This is a genomic window from Paratractidigestivibacter sp., assembly GCF_963660155.1.
Lineage (GTDB): Bacteria > Actinomycetota > Coriobacteriia > Coriobacteriales > Atopobiaceae > Paratractidigestivibacter.
The window spans coordinates 1-14,521 of record NZ_CAVKWG010000006.1 but is presented as its reverse complement, the minus strand read 5'-3'; the positions used below and the strand labels follow the sequence as shown (position 1 = coordinate 14,521).

The 14,521-nt window shown below is 64.8% G+C and carries 11 protein-coding genes; 4 read left to right on the top strand and 7 right to left on the bottom strand.

Features of this window, described 5'->3' with window-relative positions; genetic code table 11:
* Positions 1-16: 16 nt before the first annotated feature.
* A complete protein-coding gene (gene pcp / locus U5709_RS00415) occupies positions 17-667 on the top strand; it encodes a pyroglutamyl-peptidase I (RefSeq protein ID WP_321972060.1) in 651 nt (216 codons plus the stop codon).
* 7 nt (positions 668-674) lie between these two features.
* Positions 675-1,199 (top strand): hypothetical protein, encoded by a 525-nt coding sequence (locus U5709_RS00410; protein ID WP_321972059.1) that lies wholly within the window; start codon positions 675-677, stop codon positions 1,197-1,199.
* A 21-nt stretch (positions 1,200-1,220) separates the two neighbouring features.
* On the opposite strand, the gene U5709_RS00405 is transcribed toward U5709_RS00410, so the two are convergent.
* The 7 genes from U5709_RS00405 to U5709_RS00375 form a co-directional block, all read right to left on the bottom strand.
* The gene (locus tag U5709_RS00405; protein ID WP_321972058.1) at positions 1,221-1,562 is read right to left on the bottom strand and encodes a cupin domain-containing protein; all 342 of its coding nucleotides are present in this window, start codon (positions 1,560-1,562) and stop codon (positions 1,221-1,223) included.
* 52 nt (positions 1,563-1,614) lie between these two features.
* Positions 1,615-2,556 carry an alpha/beta hydrolase gene (locus U5709_RS00400; protein ID WP_321972524.1) on the bottom strand — a complete coding sequence of 314 codons (942 nt, stop codon included), beginning with the start codon at positions 2,554-2,556 and terminating at the stop codon, positions 1,615-1,617.
* A 72-nt stretch (positions 2,557-2,628) separates the two neighbouring features.
* Complete coding sequence (gene gltX / locus U5709_RS00395; protein ID WP_321972523.1) at positions 2,629-4,113, bottom strand: glutamate--tRNA ligase; 1,485 nt, start codon at positions 4,111-4,113, stop codon at positions 2,629-2,631.
* 78 nt (positions 4,114-4,191) lie between these two features.
* Entirely contained in the window at positions 4,192-5,211 is a 1,020-nt protein-coding gene (locus U5709_RS00390) for a dipeptidase (protein WP_321972522.1), read from the bottom strand.
* 206 nt (positions 5,212-5,417) lie between these two features.
* Positions 5,418-6,170: a hypothetical protein gene (locus U5709_RS00385; RefSeq protein ID WP_321972521.1), complete on the bottom strand. Its 753-nt coding sequence runs from the start codon at positions 6,168-6,170 to the stop codon at positions 5,418-5,420.
* A gap of 761 nt (positions 6,171-6,931) precedes the next feature.
* Positions 6,932-9,259 (bottom strand): YhgE/Pip domain-containing protein, encoded by a 2,328-nt coding sequence (locus tag U5709_RS00380; RefSeq protein ID WP_321972540.1) that lies wholly within the window; start codon positions 9,257-9,259, stop codon positions 6,932-6,934.
* Complete coding sequence (locus U5709_RS00375) at positions 9,259-12,012, bottom strand: YhgE/Pip domain-containing protein (RefSeq protein ID WP_321972520.1); 2,754 nt, start codon at positions 12,010-12,012, stop codon at positions 9,259-9,261. The genes U5709_RS00380 and U5709_RS00375 overlap by 1 nt, the downstream gene beginning before the upstream one ends.
* A gap of 166 nt (positions 12,013-12,178) precedes the next feature.
* Here U5709_RS00375 and U5709_RS00370 point away from each other — a divergent pair, with 166 nt between their 5' ends.
* Both U5709_RS00370 and metK read left to right on the top strand, forming a co-directional pair.
* Positions 12,179-12,913, top strand: coding sequence for a TetR/AcrR family transcriptional regulator (locus U5709_RS00370; RefSeq protein WP_321972052.1), 735 nt, complete (start codon positions 12,179-12,181; stop codon positions 12,911-12,913).
* A gap of 102 nt (positions 12,914-13,015) precedes the next feature.
* Positions 13,016-14,278 (top strand): methionine adenosyltransferase, encoded by a 1,263-nt coding sequence (gene metK / locus U5709_RS00365; RefSeq protein WP_321972519.1) that lies wholly within the window; start codon positions 13,016-13,018, stop codon positions 14,276-14,278.
* Positions 14,279-14,521 lie beyond the last annotated feature (243 nt).

Genomic DNA, 14,521 nt, shown 5'->3' with positions numbered 1-14,521 from the left:
TTGAGAGGAGCTTCCCATGAAGATTCTTGTCACTGGCTTCCAGCCGTTTGGCGGCGAGTCCGTCAACCCCGCCTACGAGGCCGTCCGTCGCCTGCCTGCCCAGATCGCGGGCGCCGACATCGCCACCGTGGAGATCCCCGTGGTCTACAAGAAGGGCCCCGCCGCCGTGGAGGCCGCCATCGACGCCGAGAAGCCCGACATGGTGCTGTGCGTGGGCCAGGCCGGTGGCCGCGCCCAGATCACGCCTGAGTTCGTGGGCATCAACTACGCCAACTTCCGCATCCCCGACAACGAGGGCTTCCAGCCGCTGGCCACCAAGCTCGAGGACGACGGCCCGGACGCCTACTTTGCCACCATCCCGGTGCAGGCCATGGCCGACGCCGCCCAGCAGGCGGGCATTCCCGCCGCCGTCTCCTACACCGCGGGCACCTACTGCTGCAACGAGGTCCTCTACAGCCTGCTGTACGCCCTCGACCACCGTCACCCGGGCGTGCGCGGCGGCTTCGTGCACGTGCCGTACCTGGACTCCCAGGCCGCCAACCTCAAGGCCGGCACCCCGTCCATGAGCCTCGAGCGTATTACCGAGGGCCTGACCCTGATGATCGCCGCCATGGTCGAGCACGAGGGCGAGGACATCGTCTCCGCCTCCGCCGGCACCGAGGACTAGGTTCGGCGTGGCGGTCAAGCTTGACGTCACCGTGGCACCCCTTGAGCGCGACCGCGTGTTCAAGGGGTGCTCGCTTGTGACTTGTGACGAGAAGGTCTTCTCGGACGCCTCCACGCTGGCGCGCGAGTTCGCGGCGGTGAAGAACGACGTCGCGGGCCGCGTGATGCCCGTGGTGACGGCTGTCTGCGCGGGAAACGCCGGCGATGACGGCACGTATCGCTACTTCATGGGCGACGAGGTTGAGAAGCGCGGCGGTAACAAGGGCCTGGAGGAGCTTCTCGTGCCCGCGGGGACGCTTGTGGCCGTGGTGCCCGTGAAGTTCCACATGGAGGCCTCGGCGGCCCTCCGCGCGGCTCAGGTCCGCCAGGCGTTCTACGATGGCTGGCTGCCAGGCAGCTGCTACGAGTGCGCCTCTGATGAGCTCGGCTTCGCGGATGTTGAGCTTTATCACTACCGAAAGCGGCGGTTTCGCCGGGCCAAGAAGATGGTCCTGAACCTGATGTTCGTGCTGCGGGAGAAGACGGGGGCGTAATTAGCGGCGGCCTCAAGTGCCCTAGCCCAGGTGGTGCTCCGGGACGACGCAGAACATGATTGCGGGCTCGGAGTCGCTGAGGTTTCGCATGGCATGTGCGTGGCCCTCGGGGCAGTAGTGGCACTGGCCTGAGAGGCAGATTTCCTCCTCATCGTCGTAGGTCAGGGCGATAGCGCCCGAAATCACGTAGATGACCTCGGCGTTCCTCTCGTGGGTGTGCAGGCCGCTCGTGCAGCCGGGCTCCACCTTGCCCAAGATAATCTTGCACTTGCCGTCGTCGTGCATCTTGGCGTCGAAGTGTCCCTCTCCGCCTTTAAAGTTGAGGATGCTGACGTACTCCTCGGAATCGAAATCAAAGATCATGGCGCGTCCTTTCGCTTGCGTGGACAAAGGGACAGTCCCTTTGTCCAGAACTCTAGTGACTGGTGCAGGTGCGAATAAACCGCTCGTAGATGTCTACGAGCTCCTCGGAGAAGAACTCCGTGCCGCCGTGGTCGGCGCCCTCCACGAGGACGAGCTGCGAGGCGTGGCCGAGCTCGAGGAGCCTCTCGTGGAGCTCTGCCGAGAGCTCGCAGTTGACCATGCGGTCTTTGGTGCCGTGGACGATAAGCGCGGGCGGAAGCGGGGTCTCTTCGTCGATTTGCTCGGTAAACGAGCCAATGCGCCGCAGCTCAGGGTGTTTGCGGAGGTCGACGCCGCCCATGAGCTTGCCCTCGGGGCTCTCGGCGGTGAGGTTGTTCTCGGTTGTGGGGTAGCCGTCTTCGTGCATGAGGCTCACGGCGCCGTACCAGTCGATGACTCCGCGCACATTCGCAGGGAGAAGCTCGCCCTTCTCGTCCGGCGTGATGCAGGCGAACATGGCCGTGTGGCCGCCGGAGGAGTTGCCGCCGAGCACGATCTTCTTGGCCGCGACGTCGTATTCCTTGGCGTGGGCGATCATGAAGCGCACGGCGGCGAGCGCGTCTTCGACCTGCGCGGGGTGGGAAGCCATGGAGGAGTCGCGGTACTCGACGACGGCCACGACGACGCCGCGGCGCGCGAGTTGGGCGAGTTGCGGCAGGTCGCGTGTGCATTTTTGCTTCTGCCAGGCCGACCCCTGGACGTAGACGAGGCAGGGGAAGGATGCTGCGCGAATCTTTGCCCCCATGGCCTTGATGGCTTGGCGGGCGCGGGTCAGCTCGCGGTTCGCGGGGAGAAGGATCTGCAGGTGGAGCTCGACGTCGCCGCGCGTCGCGTATGCGACGTCGCGCAGGATCTCGACGCCCATCTCCTCGCCGGTCGTGGGCACGCGCCGCGACTCGGCGATCTCGCGGCAAAACTCCGGGAACGCCTCGTAAGACCAGTCCTTGACTTCCATTTCTGCCTCCAAATAGAAAACCTGCAAAAGGGACTGTCCCTTTTGCAGGTCGCGTTGCTCTTGGGTGGTCTGCTAGAGGGCTATGGTGCGGGCGCGGTCGAGGCGCGCCATGCAGTCGGCGCGGCCGACAAGTGCCATCGTCTCGCCGAGGGGCGGGGAAACCATGTTGCCGCACTCGGCCACGCGCACGGCCTGGAAGACCACGCGCTTCTTGAGGTCGAGGGCCTCGGGCAGCGGCTCCAGCGCAGCGTCGATTGCCTCGGGCGTCCAGTCGTCTGCGGCCACGGCGTCAAGGGCGGCGCGGGCGGCGTCGAGAATGGCGCCCATGCCCTCCTTGGCGAGGCCCTTCTCGACGGACTTCTCGTCGTAGACCAGGGTCTCGGCGGTGGCGAAGACGGGCGCCGCGACGGTTGCGACGTCGGCTGGGAACTTGGTGCGCGGCTTCACGATGGCCGCGAGCGCGTCGACCCAGGCCTCGTCGTAGTCGACGTTGCCCTCGATGAGGCCGGCCTCGTGGAGCTCGGGCACCATGATCTGGTCAGCGAAATCAGCGTCGGAGAGCGTGCGGATATACTCGGCCTGGATCCAGTCGAGCTTCTTTGGGTCGAAGGTTGCCGGGTTCTTGGAGACGTGGTCGAGGCTGAACTTGCTGGCCAGGACGTCGCGCGGCACGATGGTCGTCTCGCCGTCGAGCGACCAGCCGAGAAGCGCCAGGTAGTTGACGAAGGCGTCGGAGAGGTAGCCGGCGTCGCGATACTCCTCGACGTTGGTGGCGCCGTGGCGCTTGGAGAGCTTCTTGCCGTCTGCGCCCAGGATCATGGAGATGTGGGCGAAGGTGGGGACGGGGGCGCCCAGGGCCTCGTAGACCATGACCTGGCGCGGGGTGTTGGAGAGGTGGTCGTCGCCGCGGATGACGTGGGTGATACCCATCATGGCGTCGTCCACCACGGTGGCGAAGTTGTAGGTGGGGGTGCCGTCCGTGCGGAAGATGACGAAGTCGTCGAGCTCGCGGGCGTTGAAGGTCACGTCGCCGTGGACGGCGTCGTGAATGATCACGTCGCCGCGGTCCTCGGGCACCTTGATGCGCAGGACGTAGGGCTCGCCGGCCTCGATGCGGGCGCGGGCCTCGTCGGCGGGGATGTTACGGCAGTTGCGCTGGTAGCCCTGGAAGGGGTCCTTGCGCTCTTGGGCCGCGGCGCGGTCGGCGGCCAGGCGTTCGGCGGAGCAGAAGCAGGGGTAGGCGCGGCCCTCGTCCCAGAGCTTCTGGGCGGCCTTCTTGTAGATGTCCAGGCGCTCGGTCTGCGAGTAGGGGCCGAAGTCGCCGCCGACCTCGGGACCCTCGTCCCAGTCAAGGCCCAGCCAGCGCATGGCGCGCAAGATGATCTGGGTGTTCTCGTCGGTGGAGCGGGTGGGGTCGGTGTCGTCGATGCGCAGGATGAAGGTGCCGCCGTTGGCGCGGGCGAAGGCCCAGTTGTAGATGGCGGTGCGGGCGCCGCCCACGTGGAGCTTGCCGGTGGGGGAGGGCGCAAAGCGCACGCGGACTTGCTTGTCTGACATGGGGTCTCCTCAGGTCAGGGGGTTTCGTTTCACAGATACCTTTAGTATAGCGGCGAGAAGCCCCGCGCGGCGCGTAGCTTACGCGGCCTGCACGCGCTCAAGAAATGCGAGGGCGTTTTTGTGGCAGAGCTTCTCGGCAAGGTCGTGCCCGAAGTGCGCGACGAGGCGCTCCTGGAAGGCGGGGATGTGGTCGGCGCCGTCAAGGAAAACCGGGACGTCCGCGCCGTCGAGGTCGCCGCCAAGGGCAATGGCGTCCTCGCCGCCGAGGTCGAGCCAATGCTCGAGGTGTGAGACGACCTGCTCAAACGTAACGTCCTTGCTCTTCTCTCCCCAAGCGCCGTCCGTTATGAAGCCGCCGCAGTAGTTGAGGCCGGTGACGCCGCCGGCGGCCATGATCGCGCGGAACTGGTCGTCGGTAAGGTTGCGCGGGTGTCCGCAGACGGCGCGGGAGTTTGAGTGGCTGGCACAGAAGGGCCGCGTGGCGCGAGCGGACACGTCCGCGAAGCACTCGTCGTTCAGGTGGCTCACGTCTATGGCCACGCGGCAGCGCTCGAGCTCGGCGAGCGCGGCGGCCCCGGTCGCGCTCATGTGCTCGCTCGTGTCATGGCCGCTCGCGAGCGGGCCTCCCGCGTTCCACGAGAGAGACGCCATTTGAAGCCCCTCGGCCGCGAGCTTCTCGACGAGACCGAGATCCTCGGCAAAGAGACGCGCGTTCTCGATGGTGCGGATGGCGCAGACGCCGCCGGCATCGAGGGTACCTCTGGCGTCCTCGGCGCTTTTTGCCAGCGTGACCTGCGGGTTATTTGCGAGCTGATTCTGGAAGCACCCCCATACGTGCTCCTGGAACTCCACGGCCTGGGCAGGCGTGAGCTCGTCGGGGATAAAGCACGCGAAGCACTGGGCCCACGGGACGTCGCCGATTTTCTCGAGCGAGACGTGGCAGTGGTTCTTCGCGAGGTCCCGCGCCGCCGGCGGGTTCTCCGCATCCCAACGGTAGTAATAGTCGCGTCCGAGCGCTGCCCTGAGCTCGGCGCTCGCCGAATGCCAAGCCAAGCGCACCGCCGTGTCGCAGTGCATATCAACCACAGGAATGCTCACAGCCCCAACCCCTTCGTTGTCCTTGATTGCTCCTCAATCATAGCCCCGCCGTCCGCCTGCGCCTCGTCGAGGTGGTACCACCTCGGCAAGAAATCCCTCGAGGTGGCGCACTGGCTCTGCCACTTCGCCTCGAGGTGGCACCCCGAGTACCACCTCGAGGCTTCGGCGGTGCCCTCGCTGCGCCGAATATGCCAAGGCGGCGCCGACTAGCGTAGCCTCGCGTCTCTCACCCACGCCTGCATATCGATCTCTTCGAGTTCATGCCAAAGGGCCATTCGGCGCTCCCGCTCAAGGTCGGAACGCCATCTTGTGGTTTCATGGCTGGGAAGACCGAGCTCGCTTCGAATCTGCGACATCAGCGCATCCATGTAGTCGATGTTGTCGTAGTGCTCTTTATAGATCTCGTAAGGACTGAATCCATTGGCTATGAGCTCATTGCGTCGCACAGTGTCGCATATCACCTGGCTTTGGTGGTGCGCGCCCATGTAATCGAGGCAGACTCCTCGCTTCTTGGAACTGCCGACTCCTAGGAAAAGAAGGTCCGGCTTGCGTATGCGCAGTTCCTTGATGCTTTCCGAGAGCCTCCCGATTCCAACTGGATCGTTAAGGATGACATTGCCAAGACCGTACCCGCCTTGTGAGCAGGGGATGGTTGTCCGAAGGTATAGTTTTGCCTCCATTGGTGACGCCGCGTTGATCGGGGCTATCTTCAGTGCCCGGCGAACAGCGCCGACGCCACGGGCCCCAGGCATTTTGCCGAGAAGCTCTTGGAGATCCTGGGTGGACAAGATCGGTTTGGTGCGAGGGTTCATATCGGCTTCGCGGTCTGGGGAAATCGCATAGAGGCCCAAGAGCTCGGACAGGAGCATCAGAAGCTCAAGCTTCGGAAGCTTCGATGCGAGTTGTACGGCCACGAGGCCCGGTGAAACGCAGCGAACCCCGGGGCCGAGCTCGATCACGCTACCTGGTGGTAAGGGAATTTCCCTTATGTGCGGGCAAACTGTGCTTGATCGGTGATGAGCGTTATGGCTCGCCACAAGAATCCCGATGGGTTTCCGGATTTGGGCCAGTTGAGGGCATGCGGTCGCCGTGGCCTCTACTTCCTCCGGCGACGGCATGCGAGCGGGAATATCCGTAGGGCAGAGCTTCGCCGTCGCGAGGTGTCGGGCAAAGTATGGTTGCCGCGCGACCTCAAGTGCGGCGCTATGTGATACAAGGATGTCCATGCCGTGATGGTAGGGAAGAGAGACGCATCAGATTCTCGACACCCTCCACGGTTTCTTACCGAATTCTTACAGAATTCTAACCGACCTTTCAACAATCCGCAGCTAACCCCGTGTGTAAGACAAAGCTAACACTCACCAGTCGTCTCAATCATTTCCACAACCTCCCGAGGTGGTACCCCCTCAACCTGCGATACCCTCCCGCCCGCAGGGCGCGGCACCCTCGCCACCCGCGATGCCCTCCCACCTGTAAGGCGCGGTGCCGCAGGCACTCGCGCCCCCCAACAAAGACGCCCTGAGATTCCGAAGGAATCTCAGGGCGACACATCTCTCCCTCACTGCCCCCGCACCCCGCGCGAGCATGCCCAGCACGTCGCCCTCGCATGCGGAAGGCCCCGCGTTTCTTGTCAGGCGATTTCGCGCAGCGAGCGAGCGAAGCGAGCGCTGAGCCAGACAAGAAACGCGGGGCCTTCCGCATGCGAGGGCATCAGCCCCCTTTACATGATCTTCGTGGACTCCAACCTCTCCTCGACCCATTCGTTCAGCCTGATTACCGGCGTGCGGAGCACGAGACCCAGCAAAAGCGCCGGCACAAGGTAGACGAGCAGCGTCGCGAGCTCGGCCCAGAAGTCGCCGTTGTAGATGCCGAACATGGCCGCGCGCATCGCGTTCTCGGCGTGGACGAACGGAAGGAACGGGTACACGGTCTGGAAGAAGCCTTCGGGCAGCATCTGGACAGGGAAGGTGCCGCCCGAGCCAGCCACTTGGATGACCATGAGCACGACGGCGATGGCCTTGCCCACATCGCCGAAGCTCGCCGTCAGCGCGTAGATGATGTTCACGAAAACGAGCGATGCGGTGAGGCCCGCGAGCACGAAGAGCCACGGGTGCGCGCACTGGACGCCGAGGTAGAATAGGTCGCCGCCCATAATGAGCAGGGTCTGCATGAACCCGACCGCCACGAAGAAGGCGATGCGCCCAAGGTAGGACTGATGCGGCCTGCAGCCGGTCTCCTCGATTCGCTTCTCACTCGGGTTGCACTTGACGAGGGCCGCGAGGACGACGCCGCCGATCCAAATGGCGAGCGTTGTGTAGAAGGGTGTCATGGCGCTGCCGTTGTTCTCGGTCGCGTAGACGGCGTTGCGGTCCATCTCGACGGGGGAGGAGATGAAGGAGGCGAGCGAGCTCGCGCCGCTCGAGAGAATCGTGCGTACCTCGTCCATGTCACCGGAATTGAGGGCGCTCGAGAGGCGGCTCGTCAGGTAGGAGATGTCGGTCGCGGAGTCGGAGAGCTTGGAGCCGGCCTTGGAGAGGCCTTCCTGGGCGCTGGCCACGGAGCTCGCGGCGTCGCTCGCGGCTCCCGAGACGGAATCGAGCGCGGACTGGATGGCGCCCTTGATGGTGTCCGCGCTGTTCGCGCAGCCGTCGATGGTCGAGGCGAGTCCGGAGAGCGAGGACTTGACGTCGCTTTCGAACTGGCCCTGAACATCGGAGATGCTGCTTTTGGCGGAGTCGATGAGGCCCTCGAGCTCGCTCTTGGCTTCCTCGACGGTCTTCTTGCCGTCGCGCAGGTCGGAGGCGGTCGACGAAAGGTGGCTCGAGAGGTCGTTCAGGCTCTGGATGTGCGAGGAGATGGTGTTCTGGAGCTCGGTGATGGTTGCGATGGAGTCCTGCAGGGCGTTGCTCGCCTTAAAGAGGACTCGGTACTTGGCGCGGGCGGCCACGAGCCCCGGTTCGATCGAGTTCCAGCCGTCCTCGGCGGCGTCGATCTGCGCCTTCACGCTGTCGACCTGGGGGTCGATAGCGTCCTTGGCGCTCTGCTCGGCGGTGCGGACGCCCTCGAGCTTCTCGTTGACCTCGCCGAGCTTAGCCGCGTTCTCGTCGACCGAACCCTTGACCTCCTCGAGGGCGGAGGCGAGCTTCTCGGTCTGCTTGCCGGCCCCGTCGAAGGCCTTCTGCAAGGACGACCTCACGCCGTCGAGGCTGGAAGCGCTGGACTGGATGGCGGTGTTCACGGCGTCGGTCGCGCCGGACAGGGAGTCGCCCACGCTGCGCACGTTGCTCGCCGTGTCGCGCAGGCCGTTGCCCACGTCCAGTGTCGACGAGAGCGAGGTTGTGCTCGTGCTCCCCGCGTCTTCGAGTGCGCTCCTCACGGTGCTGAGTGTCTCGCCGAAGCTCGTCACCCTGTCGCCGGCGTCGCCGAGGCTCTCGGCCGCGCCGTCGAGGGCGCGGCTCAGCTTGATTGCGAACTCGGAGAACCCGTCGTCGTCGAGGTAGTCGGTAAGGTCCTCCAGAACGCCCGCGCCCACGCTCGTCACCGACTCGGCGAAGGACGAGTCGATGTCCTGCTGCACCGCGGTCGAGGCCTTGTTCGTGACGATGGACGCGATGGCGTTGGCCTTCTCGTTCTGGTAGAAGAGCACCTGCGGCTTCTTGGCGGAGTCGGAAAGGACGCTGAGCATGTCGGTGGTGAAGCTCTCGGGGAAGACGATGGCCGCGTAGTACTCGCCGCTGCGTACGCCCTCGACGGCCTCGTCCTCGGACACGAAGGTGTAGCCGATGGAGGTCGACTCGCGCAGGCTCGCCTCCATGCGCTGGCCCATGTTGAGCTCGATGGGAAGAAGCTCGCCCGTGTAGCCGGCGTCGCAGTTGGCAACGGCGACCTTGAGGTTCTTGGTGTTGCCGTAGGGGTCCCAGGAGCCGGCGATGTTGAACCAGGCGTAGAACGAGGGCACGACGACCATGCCCACGCAGACGACGAGGCTGATCACGTTGGCGAAGACGTGCTTGGCGTCAAGCTTGATGAAGTTGAGAATCTTGCGCATCACTGATTGCCTCCCTTCGAGTCCTTAAAGTGCGCGGCGCGTCTGACCCGCGTCTTGTTCGATTCGTCCGCGTGAGAAGCACTGATCGTCGGTAGGGTCGTCGTCACGTCGGAGTCGGCGATGACGCCCGCGAGCTTGGCCGCCGCGCCGCGCTCTATGCGCATCTTCTCGATGGGCGCGAACGCGAGAAGCTCGCCCTTGAGCTCGTCGTCGAGCATGTCGTAGAGCTCCTCGGGGGTCTTGTCGGCCAGGCTCGTCTTGCTCTCCACGCGGTCGTGCAGATACTCGACCACGATGAGGAACGTGCAGATGGCCACGAGCGAGATAATCCAGAGGATGAGCATCGCGAATTTGGCCTCGGTGGCGAACATGAGCGCGAGGAGGACCAGCGGCACGACGATGAGCGCCACGAACCCTCGGCGCACGAGCACCGGGTACTTGAGCTCGAAGGACGCGGCCGAGGCAATGAACGTCTCCTTGTAGCTCTGAGAATCCATCAGGGCCTTGACGATGGTGGTCAAGCGGAAGTGGGTCTCGAGGCCCGTGCGCTCGGTGATCATCATGTCGGTCTCGCCGAGCTTGCGGTCGAAGAGGGTGTTGATGTTCAGCAGGTGACGACGGGCCGCCACGCCGATGAGCAGGGCGGGGACGAGGAAGAGCAGCAGCGTGAGAAGGTTCATGGCGTAGTAGTTGCCATAGAAGCCGGCGATGGCCTCGCGCATGGCGTTGATGCCGTAGGTGAAGGGCAGCCAGGGGTTCAACGCCTGGAAGAAGACCGGCTGCATCTCGATGGGATAGGTACCCGAGGCGCCCGGAATCTGCAACACGACGAGAAGGACGCAGAGCGCCTTGCCGATGTGCTTGAAGGCGATGGAGAGCGAATAGATGAAGAAAACGTAGACGAAGCTCTGGACCATGCCCGCGAAGACGAAGGCCACAGGCGAGAGACACTGGATGCCCAAGACGATGTCGCCCACGCAGCAGATGATGGCCTGCACCTGGCCGATGATGTTGAGCAGCAGCCAGCGGCCGAAGAAGCCTTGCCACGGCTTGAAGTCGCCGATGCCTTCGTCGTCGCTCTCGAGCTTAAAGATGGCGACGAGCACGAAGCCGCCGACCCACAGGGCGAGGTTCGTGTAGAAGGGCGCGACGCCGCTGCCGTAGTTCTTGACGGCATAGACGGACTGGTCGACGAGCTCGGCGGGGGAGCCCAGGAAGCTGCCGACGCTCTCGGAGTCGAGCCCGAGGATGCGGCTCACGGCGGCGTAGCTCTCCACCGACTCGACGGCGGCCACGTCGGAGGAGATGCTGCCGACCTTTTCGCTCACCGAGCGCACGGAGTCGGCGGCCGACGTCAGGGTGGTGCCCGCGCCCTCGATCAGGCCGTCGAGCTGGTCGAGCGAGGAGGACGCCTGCGAGAGCATTGGGGAGATGGACTTGATCACGCCCGCGAGCTGCGCCCCGTTTGAGGCGAAGCCGTCGAGCGAGCTTGAGAGGGCCGGCAAAGTGGTGGAGCTGAGGCTGGTCTGTAGGTCGTTCAGGGAAGACGAGCCGTTCTGGATGGCGGAGTTGGCGTTGCTTACGAGCTCGGAGACGGTGTCGTTCGTGCTCTTGAGGGCAGCCGAGGTGTTCTTCAGCGTATCGACCTTGCTCTGCGTGTAGTCGATGACGCTCTGGACCTTGGAGATGGCGGAGTCGATGCCGGAAAGCAGGTAGGATTTCGATGACACGGAGTCGTCGAGCCCGTCGACGGCCAGGCGCACGCGCTCAAGGGAGGTGCGGCAGTCGGCCAAGGTGTTGCCCTGCAGCGCGTCGAGGGCGCTGATGGCGCCGTCGAGCTGGCCCTGCGCCCAGCCGACCTCGCCCGTGATCTGGCCGATGGAGTAGCTCACCTTGGACGAGATGCCCGAGAGCGACGTGCTGCCGGTGGAGAGGGCCGACTGAAGGCTGCCGGCGAGCGACGAAGCCTTCGTGCGGGTGCCGCTCAGGCTGTCGAGCGAGGCCTGCAGGCTCGATGCGATGTCGTCGGTGGAGCCGCCCACGGTGGAGAGGCTCTCCTTGGCGGTCACGATGGCCGAGCGCGCCGAGTCGAGGGCGCCCTGGTTGGAGGAGAGGTCGTCGGCCAGGTCGGAGAGCGAGCCGGAGGCGTCGGCGAGGTTCGTCGAGACCGAGTCACGCGCGCCGTTCACGTTGTCGGCGGTCTTGCCCATGAAGGTCTGCAGCTTGTTCACGACCTTGGTGCCCGCGAGCTCGACGAACTTGTTGGCGATCTGGTTCTCGATGGTCGTGGAGCCGGTGTCGGTCACCTTGGGCGCCACGGCGTTGGCCTTCTCGTTGACGTAGTAGGCGATGTGGGCCTTGTCGGTGTTTCCGTCGAGGACGTCCGCGAGGCTCGAGGTGAAGTCGGTGGGCACGACGAACGCCGCGTAATAGGTGCCCGCGCGCACGCCCTCGACGGCCTCGTCCTCGTCGTCGACGAACTTCCAGCCGAGCTGGGTGTTCTGCTCGAGCTCCTCGCGGATCATGTCGCCGGCGTTCGTGTAGCCCATGTTGGACACGTCGGCGCCCTCGTCCTCGATGACGACGGCGATCGGCACGGTGGAGGTGTTCTCGTAGGGGTCCCAGTTGGCGAGGATGTTGAACCACGCGTAGAGGGAGGGGATGATGGCGACGCCGATGGTGATGATGAGGGCGACGGGGTTCACGACCAGCCGCTTTAGGTCGCGAAAAAAAATCTGCCAAACCTTGCGCACATTGCCTCGTTTCAAATCCTGTTAAAAATGCACAGCCTAATGTATATCCTTCGGCTCCGGATTTGAACCGGATGTGTTCAGCTTTTTTGAATTGAACTCAAAAATTACGGAGCAAACCGTTCACATGGTAGAATGCATGGCCGAGATACCTGCGAGAGGAACCTGAATGGGCATTTTGAACGACGGCCGCATGGCCGCCGACATCGAGAAGGGCGTGAGGCGCGTGCGCGCGGCGAAGGCGGACCTCGCCGGGGCCGCGGGCAAGCTGCGCTCCGACACGAAGACCCGCAAGAGCGCCGCGACCCGCGAGAAGATCATGCTCGCGGCCACAGAGCTCATTGTCGAGCACAACGGCACCGACTTCCAGATGAGCGAGGTCAGTGCCCGTTGCAACATGTCCAAAGGCTCGCTTTACTATTATTTCTCCGACAAAGAAGCGCTGGTGGAGGCTATCTCCGACCGCGAGGTCGAGGAGCTCATCTCGCAGATCGAGACCGTGGTCGCCAACGCATCTTCCGCTGTTGCGTCGATCACGGGAATCGCCGGCGTGCTCTCCAGCAGCCTGCGCCCGAGGAGCCCCCTGACCCTTGCCGTCACGCGGGAGCTGCTCAACTCAAAGCAGTCGGTGCTGCCTTCCGTGGAAGGGCGCCTCAACCGCCTCATCTCCATCTTCGAGGCGCAGATCGATCGAGCGAAGGCCGAGGGGCTCGCGCGGCCCGAGGTCAATTCGCGCCTGGGCGCCATCTCCATAACCGGCGCGTTCACCTTCGCGATCTTCGAGGACCGCCCCGACGACGAGCTCCAGGACTCCGAGACCTTCTCGCGCGAGCTCATCCACCTCATCATCTGCGGCGTCGGCACCAAGAAGGCGCGCCGCGAGTTTGGGGTAGAAGAGGGCTAGCCTCATGGCCGTCGCCTGGCGACGGCTCCAACATTTGCGTTAAGGCCGAGTGCCTGACCTGCTCGGCTGGCAGTGACTGCACACAGAAAGGAAGCGCATAGCATGTCACAAAAGAACTACCTGTTTACCTCCGAGAGCGTTACCGAAGGGCACCCCGACAAGATCTGCGACCAGGTGAGCGATGCCGTTCTGGACGCGATCCTTGCCAAGGAGGCGGAGCTTGAGGCCCGAGGGTTCGTCTCGGCCGATGGCGTGGCCGCCAAAGTGGACAACGTCCGCTGCGCCTGCGAGACCTTCGTGACGACCGGCACCGTGATCGTGGCCGGCGAGGTCCGCACCGAGGCGTACGTCGACGTCCAGAAGATCGCGAGAGACACCATCCGCCGCATCGGCTACGACCGCGCGAAGTACGGCTTCGACTGCGATACCTGCGGCGTCATGAACCTCATCCACGAGCAGAGCGCCGACATCGCCGCCGGCGTGGACGAGTCCTTCGATACGCAGGCCGGCCGAACGACCGACCCCATCGACGCGGTGGGCGCGGGCGACCAGGGCATGATGTTCGGCTACGCCACCGACGAGACCGACGTGCTCATGCCGATGCCCCACTACCTGGCGAGCCGCATGGCCGAGCGCCTGACCGAGGTCCGTAAGGCCGGTGTGGTGGACTATCTGCGCCCCGACGGCAAGACCCAGGTGACCGTTCGCTACGAGGACGACAAGCCCGTCGAGGTCACGGCCGTGGTCGTGTCCACGCAGCACTCCGACGCCGTCGAGAGCATGGACGCCGTTAAGGCCGACATGACCGAGCATGTCATCGCGCCGGTGCTCGACGCCGCGGGCATCAAGTGGGACGAGGCCGACATCTACGTGAACCCGACCGGCCGCTTCGTCGTGGGCGGCCCTATGGGCGACACCGGCCTCACCGGCCGCAAGATCATCGTTGACACCTACGGTGGCATGGGCCGCCACGGCGGCGGCGCCTTTTCCGGCAAGGATTGCACGAAGGTCGACCGCTCGGCCGCCTACGCTGCGCGCTGGGTCGCCAAGAACGTCGTGGCCGCGGGCCTCGCGCACAAGTGCGAGATTGAGCTCGCCTACGCCATCGGCGTCTCTCACCCGCTGTCCGTCATGGTCGATACCTTCGGGACCGGCGCGGTGGATGACCGCGTGATCGAGGCCGCCGTGGAGCGCGTCTTCGACTTGCGCCCGGGCGCCATTATCCGCGACCTCGACCTGCGCCGGCCCATCTACGAGAAGACCGCAGCCTACGGCCACTTCGGCCGCGAGCTGCCCGAGTTCACCTGGGAGCGTCGCGACCGCGTCGACGAGCTGCGCGCCGCCGTGGCCGAGCTCACAGCGTAGCGCTCCGGTTTTCTTCCCGGCGCCAAGAAAAGCCGCCGGCTTGGTCCCGGTCCGGCCCGCGCGCCAAGAAAAGCCGCCGGCTTGGTCCCGGTCCGGCCCGCGCGCCAAGAAAAGCCGCCGGCTTGGTCCCGGTCCGGCCCGCGCGCCAAGAAAAGCCGCCGGCTTGGTCCCGGTCCGGCCCGCGCGCCAAGAAAAGCCGCCGGCTTGGTCCCGGTCCGGCCCGCGCGCCAAGAAAAGCCGCCG

Coding starts and splice junctions, on each gene's coding strand:
- U5709_RS00405 (WP_321972058.1), bottom strand. CDS start 1,562: ATGATCTTTGATTTCGATTCCGAGGAGTACGTCAGCATCCTCAACTTT.
- gltX (WP_321972523.1), bottom strand. CDS start 4,113: ATGTCAGACAAGCAAGTCCGCGTGCGCTTTGCGCCCTCCCCCACCGGC.
- U5709_RS00380 (WP_321972540.1), bottom strand. CDS start 9,259: ATGCGCAAGATTCTCAACTTCATCAAGCTTGACGCCAAGCACGTCTTC.
- pcp (WP_321972060.1), top strand. CDS start 17: ATGAAGATTCTTGTCACTGGCTTCCAGCCGTTTGGCGGCGAGTCCGTC.
- metK (WP_321972519.1), top strand. CDS start 13,016: ATGTCACAAAAGAACTACCTGTTTACCTCCGAGAGCGTTACCGAAGGG.
- U5709_RS00370 (WP_321972052.1), top strand. CDS start 12,179: ATGGGCATTTTGAACGACGGCCGCATGGCCGCCGACATCGAGAAGGGC.
- U5709_RS00400 (WP_321972524.1), bottom strand. CDS start 2,556: ATGGAAGTCAAGGACTGGTCTTACGAGGCGTTCCCGGAGTTTTGCCGC.